This is a genomic window from Pseudomonas pichavaramensis (assembly GCF_050473265.1).
Classification (GTDB): domain Bacteria; phylum Pseudomonadota; class Gammaproteobacteria; order Pseudomonadales; family Pseudomonadaceae; genus Aquipseudomonas.
This window is the reverse complement of sequence record NZ_JBJKFJ010000001.1, coordinates 410,195-430,256: the sequence shown is the minus strand read 5'-3', so window position 1 is coordinate 430,256 and position 20,062 is coordinate 410,195. Positions and strand designations below refer to the sequence as shown.

The 20,062-nt window shown below is 63.5% G+C and carries 23 protein-coding genes; 13 read left to right on the top strand and 10 right to left on the bottom strand.

The features are described 5' to 3' along the window. Positions 1-51 precede the first annotated feature (51 nt). Entirely contained in the window at positions 52-837 is a 786-nt protein-coding gene (locus ACJRW5_RS01905; protein WP_484568842.1) for an aldolase, read from the bottom strand. Between the two features lie 182 nt (positions 838-1,019). Between ACJRW5_RS01905 and ACJRW5_RS01900 the strand changes: the two genes are divergently transcribed. Continuing rightward, positions 1,020-2,339: an aminotransferase class III-fold pyridoxal phosphate-dependent enzyme gene (locus tag ACJRW5_RS01900; protein WP_484568841.1), complete on the top strand. Its 1,320-nt coding sequence runs from the start codon at positions 1,020-1,022 to the stop codon at positions 2,337-2,339. A 155-nt stretch (positions 2,340-2,494) separates the two neighbouring features. Here ACJRW5_RS01900 and pdxR read toward each other — a convergent pair whose 3' ends face one another. Beyond that, positions 2,495-3,991 (bottom strand): MocR-like pyridoxine biosynthesis transcription factor PdxR, encoded by a 1,497-nt coding sequence (pdxR, locus tag ACJRW5_RS01895; protein WP_484568840.1) that lies wholly within the window; start codon positions 3,989-3,991, stop codon positions 2,495-2,497. Between the two features lie 166 nt (positions 3,992-4,157). Between pdxR and ACJRW5_RS01890 the strand changes: the two genes are divergently transcribed. The 5 genes from ACJRW5_RS01890 to ACJRW5_RS01870 all read left to right on the top strand — a co-directional run bounded on the left by ACJRW5_RS01890 (position 4,158) and on the right by ACJRW5_RS01870 (position 8,112). Next, positions 4,158-5,042, top strand: a complete 885-nt coding sequence (locus ACJRW5_RS01890; protein ID WP_484568839.1) for a transporter substrate-binding domain-containing protein — start codon at positions 4,158-4,160, stop codon at positions 5,040-5,042. Positions 5,043-5,233: 191 nt separating this feature from the next. Continuing rightward, positions 5,234-5,875, top strand: coding sequence for an amino acid ABC transporter permease (locus ACJRW5_RS01885; RefSeq protein ID WP_484568838.1), 642 nt, complete (start codon positions 5,234-5,236; stop codon positions 5,873-5,875). Between the two features lie 10 nt (positions 5,876-5,885). Beyond that, the gene (locus ACJRW5_RS01880; RefSeq protein ID WP_484568837.1) at positions 5,886-6,548 is read left to right on the top strand and encodes an amino acid ABC transporter permease; all 663 of its coding nucleotides are present in this window, start codon (positions 5,886-5,888) and stop codon (positions 6,546-6,548) included. After that, positions 6,541-7,299, top strand: coding sequence for an amino acid ABC transporter ATP-binding protein (locus ACJRW5_RS01875; RefSeq protein ID WP_484568836.1), 759 nt, complete (start codon positions 6,541-6,543; stop codon positions 7,297-7,299). Before ACJRW5_RS01880 ends, ACJRW5_RS01875 begins: the two co-directional genes overlap by 8 nt. Positions 7,300-7,353: 54 nt before the next feature. Next, a complete protein-coding gene (locus ACJRW5_RS01870) occupies positions 7,354-8,112 on the top strand; it encodes an SDR family NAD(P)-dependent oxidoreductase (RefSeq protein WP_484568835.1) in 759 nt (252 codons plus the stop codon). A gap of 97 nt (positions 8,113-8,209) precedes the next feature. On the opposite strand, the gene ACJRW5_RS01865 is transcribed toward ACJRW5_RS01870, so the two are convergent. Next, positions 8,210-8,920, bottom strand: coding sequence for a sulfite exporter TauE/SafE family protein (locus ACJRW5_RS01865; RefSeq protein WP_484568834.1), 711 nt, complete (start codon positions 8,918-8,920; stop codon positions 8,210-8,212). A gap of 180 nt (positions 8,921-9,100) precedes the next feature. Here ACJRW5_RS01865 and ACJRW5_RS01860 point away from each other — a divergent pair, with 180 nt between their 5' ends. The 5 genes from ACJRW5_RS01860 (at position 9,101) to ureC (ending at position 13,009) form a co-directional block, all read left to right on the top strand. Further along, on the top strand, positions 9,101-9,937 hold the full coding sequence (locus ACJRW5_RS01860; protein ID WP_484568833.1) for an urease accessory protein UreD: 837 nt from the start codon (positions 9,101-9,103) through the stop codon (positions 9,935-9,937). 169 nt (positions 9,938-10,106) lie between these two features. Beyond that, positions 10,107-10,409, top strand: coding sequence for an urease subunit gamma (gene ureA / locus ACJRW5_RS01855; RefSeq protein ID WP_074676143.1), 303 nt, complete (start codon positions 10,107-10,109; stop codon positions 10,407-10,409). 3 nt (positions 10,410-10,412) lie between these two features. Beyond that, the gene (locus ACJRW5_RS01850; protein WP_484568832.1) at positions 10,413-10,913 is read left to right on the top strand and encodes an N-acetyltransferase family protein; all 501 of its coding nucleotides are present in this window, start codon (positions 10,413-10,415) and stop codon (positions 10,911-10,913) included. Between the two features lie 7 nt (positions 10,914-10,920). Then, positions 10,921-11,226 carry an urease subunit beta gene (locus ACJRW5_RS01845; RefSeq protein WP_484568831.1) on the top strand — a complete coding sequence of 102 codons (306 nt, stop codon included), beginning with the start codon at positions 10,921-10,923 and terminating at the stop codon, positions 11,224-11,226. Between the two features lie 82 nt (positions 11,227-11,308). Beyond that, positions 11,309-13,009, top strand: a complete 1,701-nt coding sequence (gene ureC, locus ACJRW5_RS01840) for an urease subunit alpha (RefSeq protein WP_484568830.1) — start codon at positions 11,309-11,311, stop codon at positions 13,007-13,009. 40 nt (positions 13,010-13,049) lie between these two features. Here ureC and ACJRW5_RS01835 read toward each other — a convergent pair whose 3' ends face one another. From ACJRW5_RS01835 to ACJRW5_RS01805, 7 genes are all read right to left on the bottom strand, one after another. Further along, complete coding sequence (locus ACJRW5_RS01835) at positions 13,050-13,493, bottom strand: hemerythrin domain-containing protein (RefSeq protein WP_484568829.1); 444 nt, start codon at positions 13,491-13,493, stop codon at positions 13,050-13,052. A 75-nt stretch (positions 13,494-13,568) separates the two neighbouring features. Further along, positions 13,569-13,835 (bottom strand): DksA/TraR family C4-type zinc finger protein, encoded by a 267-nt coding sequence (locus ACJRW5_RS01830; protein WP_484568828.1) that lies wholly within the window; start codon positions 13,833-13,835, stop codon positions 13,569-13,571. A 69-nt stretch (positions 13,836-13,904) separates the two neighbouring features. Continuing rightward, positions 13,905-14,768, bottom strand: a complete 864-nt coding sequence (locus tag ACJRW5_RS01825; protein WP_484569137.1) for an isocitrate lyase/PEP mutase family protein — start codon at positions 14,766-14,768, stop codon at positions 13,905-13,907. Between the two features lie 136 nt (positions 14,769-14,904). Next, complete coding sequence (locus ACJRW5_RS01820) at positions 14,905-15,906, bottom strand: type II secretion system F family protein (protein ID WP_484568827.1); 1,002 nt, start codon at positions 15,904-15,906, stop codon at positions 14,905-14,907. A gap of 55 nt (positions 15,907-15,961) precedes the next feature. Next, positions 15,962-16,720 (bottom strand): substrate-binding periplasmic protein, encoded by a 759-nt coding sequence (locus tag ACJRW5_RS01815; RefSeq protein ID WP_484568826.1) that lies wholly within the window; start codon positions 16,718-16,720, stop codon positions 15,962-15,964. 41 nt (positions 16,721-16,761) lie between these two features. After that, positions 16,762-17,535, bottom strand: a complete 774-nt coding sequence (locus ACJRW5_RS01810) for a substrate-binding periplasmic protein (RefSeq protein ID WP_484568825.1) — start codon at positions 17,533-17,535, stop codon at positions 16,762-16,764. Between the two features lie 79 nt (positions 17,536-17,614). Then, a complete protein-coding gene (locus ACJRW5_RS01805; RefSeq protein WP_484568824.1) occupies positions 17,615-18,538 on the bottom strand; it encodes a substrate-binding domain-containing protein in 924 nt (307 codons plus the stop codon). A 165-nt stretch (positions 18,539-18,703) separates the two neighbouring features. Between ACJRW5_RS01805 and ACJRW5_RS01800 the strand changes: the two genes are divergently transcribed. Continuing rightward, positions 18,704-19,432: a VC0807 family protein gene (locus ACJRW5_RS01800; RefSeq protein ID WP_484568823.1), complete on the top strand. Its 729-nt coding sequence runs from the start codon at positions 18,704-18,706 to the stop codon at positions 19,430-19,432. Between the two features lie 33 nt (positions 19,433-19,465). Then, a complete protein-coding gene (locus ACJRW5_RS01795; protein ID WP_484568822.1) occupies positions 19,466-19,903 on the top strand; it encodes a YqaA family protein in 438 nt (145 codons plus the stop codon). Positions 19,904-20,062 lie beyond the last annotated feature (159 nt).

Below are 20,062 nucleotides of genomic sequence, written 5' to 3'. Positions count from 1 at the left end.
TTCAGCCGCGACAGCTTTGCTCGCCGCTGAAGCTCCTCCCACAGAGATCCGCTACCCGGCGAAATCAGACCCCTCACGCAGCAACTGACGCTTCACGCTTTCCAGGTGCAGATGTGCGCTCTCGGCATTGCCCTGCAGCATCTGCCGGCAGGCGGCGCTGGCGATCTCTGCCGAGACGGCCTTCAGCGGCCGGCCGCTGGCCATGGCCTTGAGCTGCACCTCGGCGGCGCGCTCCAGGTAGTAGAGATCATCCCAGGCCTCGGCGATGCTCGGCCCCAGCACCAGCGGGCCGTGGTTCTTCAGCATCAGCACATCGGCGTTACCCGCCGCACGGGCGATACGCTCGCCTTCCGCGTAATCCAGTGCCAGGCCCTGATAGTCCTCGTCCACCGCCAGGCGTTCGTAGAACTTCAACGCCGTCTGCCCGGCCCAGACGAAAGGCTCGCCTTCCAGCATACACAGCGCCGTGGCATGCGGCATATGCGTATGGAACGCCGCCATGGCGCGCGGATGCAGGCGATGCAACTGAGCATGGATGAAGAACGCCGTGGCCTCCGGACGCCCCTCGCCCAGCAGCACATGGCCGTCGAAATCGCAGATCAGCAGCGACGACGCCGTGACCTCGGCAAACGCCAGCCCATAGGGGTTGACCAGAAACAGGTCAGGCCGCCCCGGCACCACCACGGAAAAGTGATTGCAGATGCCCTCGCCCATGCCCAGCTGCGCCGCCATACGAAAGCAGGCCGCCAGGTCGATGCGCGCCTGGGCAATGGCCGGGCTGTCGAGCCCCGTTGCGGACGCCACCGGGGCGGTGTTGATCTGAAATGCGTGAGCCATATGCGCCACTCCTTGAACCGATGGCTACAGCCTAGCGCGCACGCGATGCCTGCCTAGGGACAGTTGCCCCGCGCCGATGAGCCAGCGGCTCTGACTCGCTGACGGGCAGCATCTGGCCCTACGGCACAACGCTGCTTTGTTCCTATGGTGAGGCCATCTGCAACGGCCAGTCTGAGGTCATCATGAGCACATCGATCAGCAACCAGTACGTCCACGATCTGGACCGCCAGCACGTCTTCCATTCCTGGTCGACCCAGGGCGCCCTCAACCCGCTGGTGATCGCCGGCGGCGAGGGCTGCACCCTGTGGGACTACTACGGCAAGCGCTATCTCGACTTCAGCAGCCAGCTGGTCAACACCAACATCGGCCATCAGCACCCCAAGGTCATCGCCGCCATTCAGGAGCAGGCCAGCAGCCTGGTGACCATCGCCCCGGCCACCGCCAACCTGATGCGTGGCGAGGCCGCCAAGCGCATCCTCGCCCGCGCCCCGGCCGGTTTCTCCAAGGTGTTCTTCACCAACGCCGGTGCCGATGCCAACGAAAACGCCATGCGCATGGCGCGCCTGTACACCGGCCGCGACAAGATTCTCTCCGCCTACCGCTCCTACCATGGCAGCACCGGTGCGGCCATCGTCGCCACCGGTGATCCGCGCCGGGTGCCCAACGAATACGCCCGTGGTCATGTGCATTTCTTCAACCCCTACCTGTACCGCAGCGAGTTCAACGCGGCGAACGAGGAGGAGGAATGCGCGCGCGCCCTGCAGCATCTGCGCCGGGTGATCGAATGCGAAGGCCCAGGCGCGATTGCCGCAATCCTGCTGGAAAGCATCCCCGGCACCGCCGGCATTCTGGTACCGCCCAAAGGCTACATGCAGGGTGTGCGCAAACTGGCCGACGAGTTCGGCATCCTGCTGATCTGCGACGAGGTGATGGCTGGTTTTGGCCGTACCGGCAGCTGGCTGGCACTGGAACACTTCGATGTGGTGCCGGACCTGATCGTCTTCGCCAAGGGCGTCAATTCCGGGTACGTGCCAGCCGGCGGGGTGATGATCTCCCAGCCGATCTGCGCCTACTTCGACACGAACTTCTTCCCTGGCGGCCTGACCTACTCCGGCCACCCGCTGGCCATGGCCGCCATCGTCGCCACCCTGGACGCCATGAGCGAGGAAGGCATGGTGGAGAACGCCCGCGATATCGGCGCACAGGTACTTGGCCCGGGCTTGCAGAAGCTCGCCGAACGCTACCCGATGATCGGTGAGGCGCGTGGCGTCGGTCTGTTCTGGGCGCTGGAGTTCGTCAGCGACGTGCGCCTGAAAACGCCGATGCCGGCAGCAGTGATGCAGGAGATGAAAGCAGCGTTGACCGCGCGCGGCCTGCTCAGCTTCGTGGTGGAAAACCGTATCCACGTGGTGCCGCCATGCATCGTCAGCGCCGCACAGGTGAACGAGGCGCTGGCGATCTTCGACGAGGTGTTCGCCCTGTTCGCGCCGCGTTTCGGCTGACGCCATAGCCCTTATGTAGGAGCCCGCTTGCGGGCGATCTCGGCACATCGCCGGCAAGCCGGCTCCTACAGCGCCGCCTGATAACCGTCGCGGCTGAAGCCCCTCCCACAGTGTCACGGGGCGTTTGTGGGAGGGGCTTTAGCCGCGACCGCCCTTCACAACCCCGCCAACACCTCGCCCAGCTTCTGCACACCCGGACGGATGCGCTCGGCGTCGATGGCATGAAAGCCCAGACGCATGAAGTGGGTCGGCGCAGGGCCGTCGCCGAGGAAGAACTGCGCACCGGACTCGATCAGCACGCTGTGCTGCGCCGCCGCCCAGGCCAGCCGCTGCGTGTCGATGCCCGCAGGTGCGGCCAGCCAGCAGGCGCTGGCGCCCGGGCTGCCCATCGGCTGGCATTCACCGAGGTCACTGCGCAGGGCCTGATAAAGCAGCTCGCGGCGCCGGCAATGCTCCTCGCGAAAACGCCGCAAATGCGCGTCGTAATGCCCCTGGGCGAGAAAGTCGGCGAGCATGCGCTGGTTGTTCAGCGGCGGGTGGCGATACATCAGCCGGCGCAATGCGCGTAGCTCGTCGATCAGTTCGGCATCGGCGACCAGATAGCCGATGCGCAGACCCGGCGAGAAGGCCTTGGACAGGCTGCTCATGTAGATCACCCGACCACTGCTGTCGCTGGCCTTGAGCGCCGGCAGTGGATGGTTGTCGAGGTTGAATTCGGCGTCGTAGTCATCCTCGATCAGCACCTGGTCGTGCTGGCGAATCTGCCGCAGCAACTCGTCTCGCCGCGCCGCGCTCATGGCCACGCCAGTGGGCACCTGATGGCCCGGCGTCACGTAGAGGTACTGACAGTCATCCAGGCGCTGGTCCACCACGAGTCCCTGGTCATCGACATCCTGCAGATGCACCTTGGCGCCGTGCAGGTCGAAAATGCTCGCCGCATCGCGAAACCCCGGGTTCTCCATGGCCACGCGTACCCCGCGCGCCATCAACAGACTGGCCAGTAGATAAAGAGCATTCTGCGAACCAAGGGTGACCAGGATCTCGTCGGCACGCGCCCAGATGCCACGCTTGGGCAGCACGCGGGTGCGCAGTTGCTCGATCAGTTGCTCATCGTCCCGGTCGAAATGGTCGCCCAGCCAGCTCTGGTCGCGCTCGCCACTCAGATTCTTGCGTGACACCTCGCGCCAGCGTTCGAGCGGGAACAGCTCACTGATCGGCTGGCCGTAAATGAAGGGATAGGTGAAACGGCTCCAGTTGCTCGGGCGCAATACGCCGTGCTTCAAACTGGGCTGCATGCGAAAGCGCGCGGCCCAATCCGGGGCAGTCGCGGCACCACTGTCATCGGATGGCTCCGGCTTACTCAGAGGCGTCATGCGTAACACGGCATCACCGGCCTGCCCACAGTAATCCGGATGCAGGTAATAGCCGCTGCGCGGCCGGCTGATCAGGTAGCCGTTGTCGAGCAGGCTCTCGTACACCAGCGCCACGGTATTGCGCGACACAGAGAGCTGCTGGGAGAGCTTGCGGCACGATGGCAGCGGCTCGTCAGCCGGGAAGCCACCACCGAGAATGGCCGACACCAGCGACTCGCGAAGCTGCTCCTGAAGGCCGCGCTGACGGTCGAAATCGAGGTGGTAGAAATGATCGATCATGGCGTTTCCCAATCAGGCGACAACCTTCAAACGTAGCAAGTAGCGCGCCATCGCCGCTGGCCAGAACAAAGGCAAAAACTGCCCCTATCGCGAGCTTGTTGCGCGTCTCTAAGGTGAAAACGAAACCGCCGTCGAGCGGCCTGGACACCACCTCTGGAGCACGCCCATGAAGCCATCGAACACCGATTCAAAACCCTTCGCTCTGCTGCGCAAACTGGCCCTGGCCACTTGCCTGGTGGGCGTCTCGCTGAGCGCCCATGCCGACCTCGACGATATCAAGTCCAAGGGCACGATGACCGTCGCCACCGAGGACGACTACGCGCCCTTCAACTTCATCGTCGACGGCAAGCCGGAAGGTTTCCACAAGGAGCTGCTGGAAGATCTCAAGGTCTACGCCAAGGAACAGGGCTTCGAGGTGAAGCAGGAAATCCTGCCCTGGACCGGCCTGCTCGCATCGGTGTCCTCGGGTCAGTACGACATGGCCTTCACCGGTGCCCTGGTCACCGACGACCGCCTGCGCGTATTCAACTTCGCCCCGCCCTTCGCCTCGGCCCAGCATTTCTATGTCAAACGCGCCGGCGATGACAGCCTCAGCGACATCGCCAGCCTGTGCGGCAAGACCGTCGGCGTGCAGGCCGGCAGTGCCCTGCTCGCGCGCCTGCCGGAACTGAAGAAGATGATGGCTGACGAAGGCTGCGAAATCGGCACCGTGACCGAATACCCGTCCTACCCCGAAGCCTATGCAGACCTGGCCAACGGCCGCCTGGACTATGTGGTCAATGCGCTGATCTCGATCAACGATCTGGTCAAGACCCGCGGCGACACCTTCGCCAAGGGCATTGCCGTATCCGGTGATGGTTTCGCTGGCTGGCCAGTACCCAAGAGCAGCCCGGAGTTGCTGCAGTTTCTTACCGGCTTCATGAATCAGGTGCGTGACAACGGCCGCCTGGCCGAGCTGCAGACCAAATGGTTCGGCGAAGCCTTCCCGAGCATGCCCAAGGAGCCGATCACCAACGTCGAGCAGTTCCACAAACTTGCTGGTATGGAATGACATTGGCCTGAGGCCATGCCCCTGGCATGGCCCTCGTAGGGTGCGCCATGCGCACCAGTGTTAGCGCTGCCAGCGTTTCGGTGCGCACGGTGCACCCTACGCCTGCGTCCTGCGCAGTGCTCGCTCAAGGCACGCCATCTGGCCCTGACCTTGCTTGAACCCTCTGCATTCCCCAATCCCTGGAGCCCGACATGAACGGACAAGCCTGGTTGTTGCTGCTCGAAGGCGCCTGGACGACTTTGTGGATCTCCTCGATCGCCATCGCCCTGGGCGTGGTCATTGGCCTGGGCATCGCCCTGCTGCGCATGGCGCGCATTCCCTTCGTCGAGCAGCTGTTGGTGCTTTACGTCAGCCTGGCGCGCGCCACGCCGCTGGTCACCCTGGTGCTGTTCATCTTTCTCTCCGCGCCGACCTTCGGCCTGGCCATGGACCGCAACAGTGCAGCGATTCTCGCCCTGACCCTGAATACCGCAGCCTTCAATGCCGAAGTCTGGCGCACTGCGTTCATCAGTTTCTCCCGCGAGCAGAAGGAGGCCGCCATGGCCTGCGGCATGACCAATGGCGTGTTCTTCCGCCGCATCATGCTGCCGCAGATGATCACCAGCAGCCTGCCCGGCCTGGTCAACGAGATGTCCTTCCTGATCAAGAGCAGCCCGGCCATCGCGGTGATCGGCATCGTCGACCTGACCCGCGTGACCAATCGCATCAGCGCCGTGACCTACGAGCCGCTGCCGCCGATTCTCGCCGCCGCCCTGCTGTACATGCTGATCATCGGCGTCCTGCTCAAGCTGCAGGCCATCGCCGAAAAGAAAGCCAACCGCCTGGCCATGTGAGGACGCCACCATGACCGAATGGAGCATCATCTGGGAGGCGCGCGGCGCCTTCCTCAATGGCGCACTCAATACCCTGATCCTGTTCATCCTCTCGGTGCTGGCTGCCTTCGCCATCGGCTGCTTCACCCTCTACCTGCTAGAGGGTCGCGGCGTGCTGGCCAAGCTGCTGCGCGGGGCGATCAACCTGATGCGCATGCTGCCGTTTCTGGTACTGGCCTACCTGCTCTACTACGGCCTGCCGACCCTGGGTATCAAGCCGAGCGCCTGGGGTGCCGGCCTGGTGGCGCTGGCGCTGTACCACGCGGCCTACTTCGCCGAGATCCTGCGCGGCGCACGCCTGGTGCTGCCGCTCGGCCAGGTCGAAGCGGCCAAGGCGCACGGCTTTCGCCCCGGCCGCCTGTTCTGGCGCATCATCCTGCCGCAGCTGGTGATCAAGACCCGCCCGCTGCTCGGTAATCAGCTGATCTACGCCCTCAAGGACACCGCCTTTCTCACCATCATCACCGTGCAGGAGCTGACCGCCGCCGCCAACTCGGTGCAGGCCACCTATTTCATTCCCACCGAAGCGTTCGTGGTGGTCATCGCCCTGTACTGGGTCATCAGTATCTGCCTGGAACTGGCGCTCAAATGGGCGAGCCGGTTCGGCGCCAAACGAGGTTTCGAACATGCCTGAGGTACCCGCGGTCCAGATCGACAATCTTTCCAAGAGCTTCGACGGCGTAGAGGTCCTGCGCGATGTCTCACTGACCGTGAACAAAGGCGAGGTGGTCAGCGTGCTGGGCTCATCCGGCTCGGGCAAATCCACCCTGCTGCGCTGCATAAACTGGCTCGAGGAGCCTGATCGCGGCACTATTCACATCGCAGGCCAGCGCATCGGCATCGACGCTCAGGGCAAGCGCATGAACAACCGCGACCTCGCGGCAATTCGCGCCAGAACCGGTATGGTGTTCCAGAGCTTCAACCTGTGGCCGCATCTGAACGTGTTGCAGAACGTCATGGAAGCGCCGATGCAAGTAAAGAAGATGCACAAGGACGAGGCCCGCGCCATTGCCCAGACGCTGCTGGAAAAGGTCGGCATGGAGCAGAAGGCGGAGGCTTATCCCTATACCCTGTCGGGCGGCCAGAAGCAGCGTGTGGCGATTGCCCGCGCCCTGGCCATGAGCCCTGAGGTGATCCTGTTCGACGAGCCGACCTCGGCACTCGATCCGGAACGGGTCGGCGAAGTACTGACGGTGATGAAGAACCTCTCTAGCGAGGGCTACACCATGATCGTGGTGACCCACGAAATGGAGTTCGCCCGGGCGGTTTCGGATCAGGTGGTGTTCCTGGAGAAGGGCCTGCTGATCGAGAAATCCGCACCGGAAAAGTTCTTCACCAACCCGGAAACAGAACGCGTGCGCAAGTTCCTCGAACTGTCCGCATGACCGCACCCGGCCTCAGGCCGGGCGCTAAATCGCACTATCGAAATGAGGTTATTCATGAGCAAGGTGGCATTCATCACAGGCGCAACATCCGGCTTTGGCCGCGCCACGGCGCGCCGCTTCGCCGAGGCAGGCTGGACCCTGGTGCTCAGCGGTCGCCGTCTGGAGCGTCTGCAGGAGCTGAAAGCGGAACTGCAGGACAAGGTGGCGGTGCACATCGCCGCCCTCGACGTACGCGATGCTGCAGCCGTACAGGCCATGGTCGACGCCCTGCAGGCGCCGTTCGACCGGATCGACGTACTGGTCAACAATGCCGGCCTGGCGCTGGCCCCGGAAGCCGCACAGAAGGTCGCACTGCAAGACTGGCACACCATGATCGACACCAACGTCACCGGCCTGGTCAACGTCACCCACGCGGTGCTGCCCAAGCTACTGGAGATCGGCAAGGGCACCAGCATCATCAACATCGGTTCGGTAGCCGGTGAATGGCCTTACCCGGGCGGCCACGTCTATGGCGCGACCAAAGCCTTCGTCAAACAGTTCAGCTTCAACCTGCGCTGCGACCTGGTATCCACCGGCGTACGCGTTACCGATATCGCCCCGGGCATGGCCGAAACCGAATTCACCCTGGTCCGCACCAAGGGCAATCAGGCGGCCTCCGATGCGTTGTACAGCACCACCACGCCGCTGACTGCAGAAGACATCGCCGAGCAGATCTTCTACGTCGCCACCCTGCCGGATCACATCAATATCAACCGCCTGGAAATCATGCCCAGCCGTCAGGCCTGGTCGCCCTTCGCCGTCGACCGGGATTGACGGAGGAGCCTCTGTGGGCGGGTCATCAACACCGATCCGCCCGTAGGGTGCGCCGTGCGCACCGCAGCAACAGATACTTTTCGGTGCGTGGCGCGCCCTACAAGATCGCCTTCAGCAGGCTGCCCAACGACAGCAACACCAGCAAGCCACCGACCAGCACCCGCAGCGGTAACGGCTGCCAGCGCGGATGTAGCCACTGGCCGAGCAGGTTGCCGGCCAGCGCCGGCAATGCCAGCTCCAGCGCCAGCCGCCACAGCGCGCCGTTCAGCACCCCCGCGAGTCCTAACCCGATCAGCGCAGCGCTACTGCTGGCGAGGAAGAACAACACCGCCGTGCCACGCAACTGGCGTGCATCGAGACCGCTGCGCAGCAGGTAGATCATCAAGGGCGGGCCGCCGGCCGAAGCCATGGTAGTCGCCAGTCCTGATGTCAGCCCCGCCAACCAGGCCATGCCCTGGCTCACCGGCGCGGCAACGGAAGGCCGCCATAACACCAACATGCCCCCGCACAAACACAGCACCGCCACCAGCGGCGCCATGATGCTGGCCGGCAGCCACAGCAACAGCCAGGCGCCCAGCGGCACCGCCAGCAGCATGCCGACCAACAGCCGCCCCAACACGCGCCCGTGTACGGCTCGTAGCGCAGCCGGCCAGAGCGTCACACTGCAGGCAACATCGAGGATCAGCGCCACCGGCACCGCTTCGGCTGGCGGCAATCGCAACATCAATCCCAGCGCCATCAGCATGGCGAAGCCAAAACCGCTGTACCCGCGCACCACTGCAGCAGCAAAGGCAATCAAGACGAACATGTGCGCTCCAAACGAGTCGATCTCCCGACTCTAGGCTCAGGCTTCACTGGCGGGCAGGGCCAGATGCGCCAGCGCTACTGGCCACCGCAATCAGACACATTCGAAACGCACCGAATTGGTTCAGGGCACGCCTCTTGCTTGCCCACTCGGTCAACTATCCTGTGGAACCCCTGCCCTGCCATGAATCTGCCTGCCGCCCTGTTCACGCCGAGCTGGCCCGCCGAACTGGAACTGGCCTATGCCCGTCACGGAGAGCGCACCACTCCAGTGCAAAGAAGGCACAAGGGCCCACTTAGAGTGCAAAAGCACCTGCATGCCGAAGGGCCGGAAGTTTGCCAGCACATCATCGTGCATCCGCCCGGCGGCATTGCGGGTGGCGATACGCTGGATATATCCGCACACGCGGGTGAGAACACCTGGGTCCAGCTCACCAGCCCGGGGGCTGCCAAGTGGTATCGCGCCGCTGGCGTCGCCCGGCAAGACCTGCGCCTGAGCGTAGAGGCTGGCGCCACGCTGGAGTGGCTGCCACAGGAAACCATCATCTATGCCGGTGCTCAGGCCGAAATGCATACGCAGATCGACCTGCACGATGACGCCCGCCTGTTCTACTGGGACATCATCGCCCTCGGCCGCCCCGCCGCCGATGAGCGTTTCAACAGCGGCCATTTTCAGGCCGCGCTGGATGTCCGCCGAGACGGCAAGCGGCTCTGGCACGAACGGCAGCGTGTAGTCGGCGACGACGGCCTGCTCGACTCGCCCATCGGCCTCGACGGTCAGCCGGTGTTCGCCACTCTGCTGGTGAGCGCTGACATCGATAACGAGTTGCTGGAGCGCTGCCGAGAATTGAAGATCGACGGTGTACGCGGCGACCTCAGCCAACTTTCGGGGCTGCTGGTGGCCCGCTGCCTGGCCTGCGAAGCGCTCAAAGCGCGCGCCTGGCTGATCGCCCTGTGGCACCTGCTGCGCCCGGCGCTGCTAGGACGCGAGGCAGTGCCACCCCGAATCTGGAGCACATGAGCACAACGAACATGTAGGAGCCGGCTTGCCGGCGATCAATAGAGGCCTAATCGCCGGCAAGCCGGCTCCTACAAATGCAGTACAACCACGCCAGAGTGGAACACCACCAGGCGACCGAAGCACTATCGCGGACAAGGCACAGCCTTGCCGCTCCAAGACTGGAGCCGTCATGGATTTGTCACCAAGAGAAAAAGACAAGCTGCTGATCTTCACCGCCGGCCTGGTGGCCGAGCGCCGCCTGGCCCGCGGGGTCAAGCTGAACTACCCGGAGGCCATGGCCTACATCTCCGCCGCCCTGCTCGAAGGCGCCCGCGACGGTCAGACCGTGGCCGAGCTGATGCACTTCGGCACCACCCTGCTGACCCGCGAGCAGGTGATGGAAGGCGTGCCGGAGATGATCCCGGAAATCCAGATCGAAGCCACCTTCCCCGATGGCACCAAGCTGGTGACCGTCCATCAGCCGATCGCTTGAGCCATGAGCTACTCGATCGTTGATGCCAGCGAAGCTGATCTGCCGGGCATCCTCGCCATCTACAACGACGCGGTGGAATTCACCACAGCGATCTGGAACGAGACGCTGGTGGACCTGGCTAACCGTCGTGCCTGGCTGGCCGAACGCACAGCCGCCGGTTTTCCCGTGCTGGTGGCGCGTGATGCCGCCGGTGAAGTGCTCGGCTACGCCAGCTACGGCACCTGGCGCAGCATCGAAGGCTTTCGCCAGACCGTCGAGCATTCGGTCTACGTACGCGCCGACCTGCGCGGCAAAGGGCTCGGCCCCGCGCTGATGCAGGCGCTGATCGAACGCGCCCGCACCGCCAACCTGCACGTCATGGTCGCCGCCATCGAGTCAGGCAATGCCGCCTCGATCCGCCTGCACCAGCGTCTTGGTTTTGTCACCACCGGGCAGATGCCCCAGGTCGGCCGCAAGTTCGGCCGCTGGCTGGATCTGACCTTCATGCAACTGATTCTGGAGTGAACACGCGATGATCCCGGGCCAATACCAGATTGCCGACGGTGAGATCGAACTCAACGCCGGCCGCCGCACCCTCAGCCTGTCGGTCGCCAACAGCGGCGACCGACCGATTCAGGTCGGCTCGCACTACCACTTCTTCGAGACCAACGACGCCCTGCTGTTCGACCGCGCAGCCACACGCGGCATGCGCCTGAATATCCCGGCCGGCACCGCGGTGCGCTTCGAGCCGGGACAGAGCCGCGAGGTAGAGCTGGTCGAGCTGGCCGGCGCGCGCCGCGTGTTCGGCTTCGCCGGCCGGGTCATGGGCGATCTTTGATGGGCGCAGTAGGGTGCGCCATGCGCACCACAAGCAACGCGGATAACAACGGTGCGCACGGCGCACCCTACGGGACGAGCCAATGAAGATCAGCAGACAAGCCTACGCCGACATGTTCGGCCCCACCGTCGGCGACAAGGTGCGCCTGGCCGACACCGACCTGTGGATCGAAGTGGAAAAGGACTTCACCACCTACGGTGAAGAAGTGAAATTCGGCGGCGGCAAGGTGATCCGCGATGGCATGGGCCAGGGCCAGCTGTGCGCCGCCGATGTGGTCGACACGCTGATCACCAACGCCCTGATCATCGACCACTGGGGCATCGTCAAGGCCGATGTCGGCCTCAAGGACGGGCGCATCGCCGCCATCGGCAAGGCCGGCAACCCGGACATCCAGCCCGATGTGACCATCGCCATCGGCGCCGGCACCGAAGTCATCGCCGGTGAAGGCATGATCCTCACCGCCGGCGGCATCGACACCCACATCCACTTCATCTGCCCGCAGCAGATCGAAGAGGCGCTGATGAGCGGCGTCACCACCATGATCGGTGGCGGCACCGGCCCGGCCACCGGTACCAACGCCACCACCTGCACCTCCGGGCCGTGGCACATGGCGCGCATGCTGCAGGCTGCCGACGCCTTCCCGATGAACCTCGGTTTCACCGGCAAGGGCAACGCCTCACTGCCCGAGCCGTTGATCGAGCAGGTCAAGGCCGGCGCCATCGGCCTCAAGCTGCACGAGGACTGGGGCACCACCCCGGCGGCCATCGACAACTGCCTGAGCGTGGCCGATCAGTACGACGTGCAGGTGGCGATCCATACCGACACGCTGAACGAGTCCGGCTTCGTCGAAACCACCCTCGGCGCGTTCAAGGGCCGCACCATCCACACCTATCACACCGAGGGCGCCGGTGGCGGCCACGCGCCGGACATCATCAAGGCCTGCGGCTTCCCTAACGTGCTGCCGAGCTCGACCAACCCGACCCGGCCGTTCACCAAAAACACCATCGACGAACACCTGGACATGCTCATGGTCTGCCACCACCTCGACCCGAGCATCGCCGAGGACGTGGCCTTCGCCGAAAGCCGCATCCGCCGCGAGACCATCGCCGCCGAAGACATCCTGCATGATCTCGGCGCGTTCTCCATGATCAGCTCCGACAGCCAGGCCATGGGCCGGGTCGGCGAGGTGATCACCCGCACCTGGCAGACCGCCGACAAGATGAAGCAGCAGCGCGGCCCGCTGCCCGAGGACGTGCCGGGCAACGACAACTTCCGCGCCAAGCGCTACATCGCCAAGTACACCATCAACCCGGCGATCACCCACGGCATCAGCCATGAGGTGGGCTCGATCGAAGTGGGCAAGTGGGCCGACCTGGTGCTGTGGCGCCCGGCCTTCTTCGGCGTCAAACCGACCCTGATCCTCAAGGGCGGGGCGATTGCCGCCAGCCTGATGGGCGACGCCAACGCCTCGATCCCGACGCCGCAACCGGTGCACTACCGGCCGATGTTCGCCAGCTACGCCGGCAGCCGCCACGCCACCAGCATCACCTTCATCAGCCAAGCCGCGTTCGACGCTGGCGTGCCGCAGCAGCTCGGCCTGCAGAAGCAGATCGGCGTGGTCAAAGGCTGCCGCGAAGTGCAGAAGACCGACCTGATCCACAACGGCTACCTGCCGAATATCGAGGTCGATCCGCAGAACTATCAGGTCAAGGCCGACGGCCAGCTGCTCTGGTGCGAACCGGCCGAGGTGCTGCCGATGGCGCAGCGGTACTTCCTGTTCTGACGAAGGAGCCGGGCGTCATGCCCGGCTCTCGCTTGTTCTGTCAGGACGCCTGCTTCATCTCGTCGTAGGCATCGAGATAGTCACCGGCCAGTTGCTGCTTCTCCTTGTCGCGAAGCAGTTTGCCGGCCATCTGGAAGAAGGTGTGTTCCTCCTCCTTGAGGTGGTGTTCCACCTTCTCCGCCAACGCCTTGGCTTGTGCCAGCCAACTGGGGCTGCTGGGATCGGTGTCTTCCAGATCCTCGATCATTTCATCCATCTGATGATGCTCGGCAATCGCGTGGCGTGACAGATCAACGCCCGCATCCTGCTGCATCAGAGGGATATAAAAATGGCGTTCCTCCGCCACCGAATGCACCGCCAACTCCTGCTTGAGCTGGGAGAACAGGGCGTGGCGTTCGCGGCTATCGCCCTGGGTGGCGACCAGCTTTTGCGCAAGTTCACGCTGAATGTCATGGCTGATGCGCAGGGCTTCGAAAATCGTCATGCAGGCACCTCTTCCTGAGTCACGGTCGTAGTAGCACTAGACCATCAACTCGGCCATAGGTGCCGTAGCGCTTGCTCAACGCAACTGGCTGTCCTTGCTGCCGCGACGGTTGTAACCGGTATATGCGGCGTTTTCCCGGTCGTGTTCGGTCTGGCATTTCACGCACAGCCGCACACCCGGGATCGCCTGGCGGCGAGCCTCGGGAATGACAGCATCACATTCTTCGCAATGCTGCAGGCTCTCGCCTTTCGGCAACTGACTGCGAGCACGCGCGACGGCGTCCTCGATACTGCTGTCGATCTGTTCCTGCACTGCGCTGTCGCTTGCCCAACCACCAGCCATGTCGCGTCTCCTTGCCTGTACAGCGCAGATATGCACCCGCGACAGGCGAAGTGCAAGTGCTGCTCGTCGCTACTCGCGCACTTCCATGAACTCCTTGGCCCAGGCCATGTAGTCCTCGGGCATGGTGTACTTGTGCGTCAGTTCGGTAGCGTTGAGGTCGCAAGGCTGGGCGCCACGCTGCTCACGCAGGCAATCGTAGGTCGCCTTGATGGCGGCGAAGTAGGCGGCGTGACCATTGACCACGATACGCACGCCCAGGCTCGCCAGGCGCTCATTGTCGCGCAGCTCGGGGTTGCCGTAGGTGACCAGCATCAGCGGCACCTTGAGGCCAGCGGCGATCTGCTCCAGGTGAGCGAAGTCCTTCACTCCGACCAGGCAGATGCCATCGGCACCAGCTTCTTCATAGGCACGGGTGCGGCGAATCACTTCGTCCACCTCCAGTACGCCGGCATGGGTGCGGGCGATGATCGACAGGTCAGGATCGATGCGCGCTTCCAACGCCGCGAGAATCTTGCCGACGCCTTCCTCGATGCTGATCAGGTCGGTGGACTTACGGCCGAACTGCGCCGGCAGCAGGGTGTCCTCGATGGTCAGCGCGGCCACACCGGCGCGCTCCAGTTCGACCACGGTGCGCATCACGTTGAGGGCGTTGCCGTAGCCGTGGTCGGCGTCGGCAATTACCGGCAGGCGCGCGACACGACCGATGCGTGCGGCCTGTTCGACGAATTCGCTAAGGGTAATCAGGGCAAAGTCCGGCGCGCCGAGCACCTGCAGCGAGGCGACGGAACCTCCGAGGATACCGACCTCGAAATCGAGATCGGCGGCGATGCGGGCGGACATGGGATCGAAGACCGAAGCGGTGTGATAGCAGCGGTCGGAAGCCAGCAGGGCACGAAAGGCACTGCGTAGCTCATGGTGGGATGCACGTTGCAGGATGGGCATGGGGCGTATTCCAAAGTCGGTTGAATCGCTTTTTCTCTTTTTAATAATCGCGTAGACGTGACGAATGCTAGCGCAAGGCACTTGCTGCCAGCTTTCAGGCAGGCCTACGAGGCCGATAACCAGCAAATTATCGGCCAGCCAGCTCGGCAGGCAGTGCCGGGAAGAATCCACCGCCGGTCAGCAGACCGTAGGCCATCCAGCCGGCGACGGCCAGATAGAACAGACGCGGTAGCCAGGTCGCCAGCATCTGTTGCTGCGAGGCCAGCTGCTGCGCCTGCATGTGGGCAAAACGCAGCAGCGCCTCTCCTGGCCGCCCCGTCGCCTCACCGGTATTGAGCACGCCGACAAGCATGGATTTGCCGGTGAAGGACAGCGCATCGAAAGCACGCGCCAGCGACTGCCCACTGCCAACCCGAGGCGCAAGACTGGCGAAATCCCGCCGCAACCGCGCGTTGCTCATCACGCTGCAGGCGCGTGGCAAGGCATCGAGTACGGGCATTCCGGCTTCCAGCAAGAGGCCGAGGCTATCGCAGAAGCTGCGCAGGTCCGCCTGCCGCTGCAGGCTACCCAGCACGGGCAGCGCCAGCAGCAGATCATCGAGCGGGCCGGGGCGATCCGCCCTTCTCCGTTGCCAACGTCGCCACACTGCCCGCCCGAGCAGAAACAGAGCCGCCAGCCACAACAGCGGCAGCAGTACAGCCAGCAGATAGCCGCCGGCACTCAGGCTACCGCCGACCAACGCCGGCAATGGTTTGACCGCCAGCGCCAACAGCAACACGGCAAGTGGCAGCAGCAGGCGGGATAACAGGTCACTGGCGTTACGCGCCTGCTGCGCATAACGCTGCGCCAATTGCTGGTAGGTATGCGTCAAGGCGCCCGCCTCCTGCGCAGCGCGCACCAGGCTGCTTTCCAATGGCGTGAACACGCCACTCAACTGGCCGGAACTCGCCAGATCACGCCCGCCACCGACCATCTGCCGCAGACGTTTCAGCGCCGGCTCGTGACGCGCACCCAATGTCAGGCTGGCCAGTGCCCTGTCGATGGGTACCCCAGCCTGTTCCATGGCATGCAGGTGGGTGAACAACTCAGCGCGGCTACGTAGAGCGAGCGCGGGAAGACGACGCGACATGATCGAACTCGATACCGAATACAGCACGCAGGTTAACCAGTCGCGATACCGCTCGCTATGGCTCGATTGGCGGCATCGCCGCGTGCGGCAGCCAGCGTTTGAGAATCGCGGCGAGGCTGCCGTCCTCGTGCATCTGCTGCAGCGCACGCTGCCACCGCACGACACGCACCACCGAGGTCTGCGGAGAAAAGGCGATGTAATAAGCAGAGCGCATGAACGGCACATGCGCCGTGACGTCCTGTGGTTTCAAGCCAACGCTGGCCAGCTCACCCGCCAGGGTCAGATCCTCGGTCGCGATCAGTTGCACCCGACCGTACCTGAGCATGGTCATCATCTGCTTGGGGGTTGGTACGCCGTAAAGATTGGTGAAGCCGCGCGCACTCAGCGTCTCAAAGGTGTACCACTGTTTGGGCAGCGCCAGCGGTCCGCTGGCGGCCGCCTGCTGCAGCGTGTCGAAGGTCAGGTTACGCGACTTCAGGGAATAGAAGCTGGTGGTGCCGACCACGATGGGGCCAACCCAGAGAAATTTGTTTTCTCGCTCTGGCGTACGCACCGTGGAAAACAGCGCGATGTCTGCTTGCTGCTGGGCAAGATGAAGGGCACGAGTCCAGGGCAACAGCTCGATTTGTCCGCCATCACCGGTGCGCGCCATCAGGGCCCTGACCACCTCCACGGAAAACCCGCTGGGCTCACCGTCGCGCATGAAGCTCATCGGCGGCGCTTCTTCGGTGAGCAAGCGCAGTTCGGCGACCACTGGCGCGCATATCAGAAGCAGGTAGCCACACAACACCCTACGCCAGCGCTTGCCTGTCATCCGGCCCCCTCACTGCGGTTGCGCAAGGCTGAACCCCGTCATCACTCAGTCCCCAGTAACTCGGCCAGCTCCCGTTCCCGCGCAGAAGGAAACCAGCGTCGATAGATACGCTCCAGGCTACCGTCCTGTCGCATGCCCTCCAACGCCTCCTGCCAACGCGCAACGAGGCGGGGGTCGGTGCTCAGGGAAAAGGCAATGTAGGAATGATTGGGCATCAGATCGAACTGCTCCTGCAGTTGCTCGGCGTGCATGCCCTGCTCGGCAAGCATCGTATCGAGGGTCAGGTTGTTGGCGATAAGCAGTTTGACGCGACCATGGCGAAACATGCGCAGCATGTCTTGCGGCGTCGGAACACCGTAAAGACTCTCCACCCCTTTCTCGAGCAGTACCTCGTAGCTGTACCATTGCTTGGGCACTGCCAAAGTTCCCAAGCGCGCCACATCGCTCAGACTGGCAACCCGTATCCCTGCATCCTTGTGGCTATAGAAGCGCGTATGACCATGAGCAATGGGCCCGACCCACTGAAACTCAGCTTCGCGTTGTGCTGTACGCACAGTAGAGAAAAGCGCAGTGTCGGCTTGCTGCCGCGCCTTGTGATAGCCCCGAGTCCAGGGCACCAGCTCGATGCGCGCCGAATCACCTGTGCGCTGGATCAGCGCTTCGACCACGGCCACCGCCATGCCGCTCGGCTGGCCGTTCTCCAGGTAACTGAACGGCCGATAATCCTCCGTGTACAACCGTAACTCAGCGGCCGCAGGGTTCGCAGCAAGACCGCAAAGCAACATCAGGATGTAGACCTTGTACTTCAGGTTCATTGCATACCACCGTCAAGATCGCGCCCTACAGCGATTTCAGGGCGGTCAGGCAGTCGATGATAAATATCTGCGTCGCCTATCACCATGGCGACTCTGATGCAGCCATTTCGGAGAGATCGCGCGAGGTTACCACTCGCGGCTCGAGTAACAGCTGCAGAGGCGCGGCAGCCCGTTCACCGCTCAACGCCCGCTGCACCAGACGTACCGCATGATCGCCCATGGCCTGCGGCTGTTGCAGGAGCAGGGCCTGAATCTGCCCGTCACGCAATGCATCGAACAGCAGCTCACCGCCATCGAACCCGACAAACGCCACCTGCCCGGCCTTGCCCAGTTGCCGCAGCGCCGCAAGGGTCGCACGACTGCTGTTGCCGTTAGGGCTGAACACGCCATCCAGCTCGGGCAACATCCGCGTCAGCGCCTCGACTATGCGCTCGCGATCGCCGCCAACATAATCATCGAATATCACCTCCAGGCCAGAGGCACGTGCTGCCAGCAGAAAACCGCGCTCACGTTCCTGGGTCGACTGCAGTCCAGGTTGCAGGCGCAACAGCGCCACACGCTTGCCCCTGCCCAGCCGCTCGGCCAGTTGCTGCCCGGCCAGCTGGCCAGCCAGAAAATTATCGGTGGCAACCAGCGCATGGGCACCGTCGCCGGCCACGGCACGATCGATATAGACCGTCGGGATGCCCTTCGACTTCAAATGCGTGACACGCTGGTCGATGGCCTCGCCGACCGGCGCGATGATCAGGGCAGTGCAACCATGCGCGAGCACATGATCGATCAGCTGGAGTTGGACCTCGACGCTGCCCTCACGAGTGGGAGCACGTGTATACAGCTCCAGTTGCAGCTCGTCGGCGGTGCGCCGCGCGCCGGCCTCCAGGTCGTGCCAGAACGCAGAGGTACCTGCCGGCACCAGACCGACACAATCACGCGCCGAAACCAACCCCGGCCAGAGGAGGAAAGCACTCAGCAGCACGCAGACGGAAGCAGGAATTCTAGGCATGTTCGACTCCCGAGCAATGCCAGCATTTTAGCATCGCCACCGATAACGCAATGCCTGTCGCCGAGCTGTCTACTCACACTTTTTCACAGTCAAAACCGACGGTCGGGCTAGCCCTGACGCGCCAGGCAGGCGATCATCCGAGTTCCGCCGCAGACTCCAGCTACCATGACCGCCACCACTGACAACCACACGCCGACGCACAAACCTCGCCCACTGATCGACCTGGCCATCAGCATCCTGATTCCCTCGTTCATCCTGATGAAACTGAGCGGCGAACATCGTCTGGGAGCTGACGGGGCGCTGTTGCTCGCACTGGCATTTCCGCTGGGTTGGGGCGCGTTCGAGCTGATCAAGTACCGCAAATTCAACTTCATTGCCCTGCTCGGCCTGATCAGCGTGGCGCTGACTGGCGGCATCGGTCTGCTGCACCTGGATACGCAATGGCTGGCCGTGAAAGAAGCGGCCATCCCCGGCCTGATCGGCATCGCCGTGCTGGTCTCCACGCGCACCCGCTACCCGCTGATTCGCACGCTGCTGTTCAACAAGACCGTGCTCAACGTCGACAAGATCCATCAGCGCCTGGAACAGGGCGGCCACGTCGAACATTTCGAAACGCGGCTGATGCGTGCCACCTACTGGCTCAGCGGCACCTTTTTCTTTTCCTCGGCCATGAACTACGTGCTGGCCAAGTGGATCGTCATCAGTCCGGCCGGGACCGAGGCCTTCAATGACGAACTTGGACGCATGACCCTGCTCAGCTACCCGATGATCGCCATCCCTTCCATGATCATGCTGATGGCCATCTTCTACTACCTGTGGAAAACCATTCATGGCCTCACCGGCCTGAGCCTGGAAGACATCATGGCCAACGCCAACCAGGAATCGCAGCCCTGAGGTGCGCCGGCCTTCGGGCCGGCCTCCTTGAGCATGCTCGGCTTTTCCGCCTATCCGGCCCTGTTTCTCTCCGCCTTCGGCGCGGCGACGCTGTTGCCGCTGCAATCCGAAGCGTTACTGGTCGCACTGCTGCTGGCAGATCAGCATTCCCCCTGGGCTCTCTTGCTGGTGGCGACCCTGGGCAATGTACTGGGCTCATGGGTCAACTGGCTGCTGGGGCGCTCCATCGAGCGTTACCGGCAAAGGCGCTGGTTTCCCGTCAGCCCGCATCGCTTGCAACAGGCACAGGCCTGGTATGCCCGCTATGGGCGCTGGTCTCTGCTGCTGAGCTGGATGCCGGTGATAGGCGACCCATTGACGCTGGTCGCCGGCGTGATGCGCGAACGCCTGTGGGTATTTCTGTTTATCGTCACCCTGGCCAAGGCCGGCCGCTACATGGTACTGGCCGCACTCACCCTGGCCTGGATATGAACGTATCCGCACAATCGCTGACACAGCTAGTAGTAGCGCAGAGCCGCTTGCCAGTTGAGTACCGGTTGAGCCTCCCTGATACTGCGCAGCGCGCGATGGGGGTTAGCCCCCCAAAGGTGCATTGCCAGATGGCCTCCGGGCCAATCAACAGCAGCCTCG

Bases quoted from the DNA above. Each gene is read 5' to 3' on its own strand.
- ACJRW5_RS01905 (WP_484568842.1), bottom strand. From the start codon at position 837: ATGGCTCACGCATTTCAGATCAACACCGCCCCGGTGGCGTCCGCAACG.
- ACJRW5_RS01900 (WP_484568841.1), top strand. From the start codon at position 1,020: ATGAGCACATCGATCAGCAACCAGTACGTCCACGATCTGGACCGCCAG.
- pdxR (WP_484568840.1), bottom strand. From the start codon at position 3,991: ATGATCGATCATTTCTACCACCTCGATTTCGACCGTCAGCGCGGCCTT.
- ACJRW5_RS01890 (WP_484568839.1), top strand. From the start codon at position 4,158: ATGAAGCCATCGAACACCGATTCAAAACCCTTCGCTCTGCTGCGCAAA.
- ACJRW5_RS01885 (WP_484568838.1), top strand. From the start codon at position 5,234: ATGAACGGACAAGCCTGGTTGTTGCTGCTCGAAGGCGCCTGGACGACT.
- ACJRW5_RS01880 (WP_484568837.1), top strand. From the start codon at position 5,886: ATGACCGAATGGAGCATCATCTGGGAGGCGCGCGGCGCCTTCCTCAAT.
- ACJRW5_RS01875 (WP_484568836.1), top strand. From the start codon at position 6,541: ATGCCTGAGGTACCCGCGGTCCAGATCGACAATCTTTCCAAGAGCTTC.
- ACJRW5_RS01870 (WP_484568835.1), top strand. From the start codon at position 7,354: ATGAGCAAGGTGGCATTCATCACAGGCGCAACATCCGGCTTTGGCCGC.
- ACJRW5_RS01865 (WP_484568834.1), bottom strand. From the start codon at position 8,920: ATGTTCGTCTTGATTGCCTTTGCTGCTGCAGTGGTGCGCGGGTACAGC.
- ACJRW5_RS01860 (WP_484568833.1), top strand. From the start codon at position 9,101: ATGAATCTGCCTGCCGCCCTGTTCACGCCGAGCTGGCCCGCCGAACTG.
- ureA (WP_074676143.1), top strand. From the start codon at position 10,107: ATGGATTTGTCACCAAGAGAAAAAGACAAGCTGCTGATCTTCACCGCC.
- ACJRW5_RS01850 (WP_484568832.1), top strand. From the start codon at position 10,413: ATGAGCTACTCGATCGTTGATGCCAGCGAAGCTGATCTGCCGGGCATC.
- ACJRW5_RS01845 (WP_484568831.1), top strand. From the start codon at position 10,921: ATGATCCCGGGCCAATACCAGATTGCCGACGGTGAGATCGAACTCAAC.
- ureC (WP_484568830.1), top strand. From the start codon at position 11,309: ATGAAGATCAGCAGACAAGCCTACGCCGACATGTTCGGCCCCACCGTC.
- ACJRW5_RS01835 (WP_484568829.1), bottom strand. From the start codon at position 13,493: ATGACGATTTTCGAAGCCCTGCGCATCAGCCATGACATTCAGCGTGAA.
- ACJRW5_RS01830 (WP_484568828.1), bottom strand. From the start codon at position 13,835: ATGGCTGGTGGTTGGGCAAGCGACAGCGCAGTGCAGGAACAGATCGAC.
- ACJRW5_RS01820 (WP_484568827.1), bottom strand. From the start codon at position 15,906: ATGTCGCGTCGTCTTCCCGCGCTCGCTCTACGTAGCCGCGCTGAGTTG.
- ACJRW5_RS01815 (WP_484568826.1), bottom strand. From the start codon at position 16,720: ATGACAGGCAAGCGCTGGCGTAGGGTGTTGTGTGGCTACCTGCTTCTG.
- ACJRW5_RS01810 (WP_484568825.1), bottom strand. From the start codon at position 17,535: ATGAACCTGAAGTACAAGGTCTACATCCTGATGTTGCTTTGCGGTCTT.
- ACJRW5_RS01805 (WP_484568824.1), bottom strand. From the start codon at position 18,538: ATGCCTAGAATTCCTGCTTCCGTCTGCGTGCTGCTGAGTGCTTTCCTC.
- ACJRW5_RS01800 (WP_484568823.1), top strand. From the start codon at position 18,704: ATGACCGCCACCACTGACAACCACACGCCGACGCACAAACCTCGCCCA.
- ACJRW5_RS01795 (WP_484568822.1), top strand. From the start codon at position 19,466: ATGCTCGGCTTTTCCGCCTATCCGGCCCTGTTTCTCTCCGCCTTCGGC.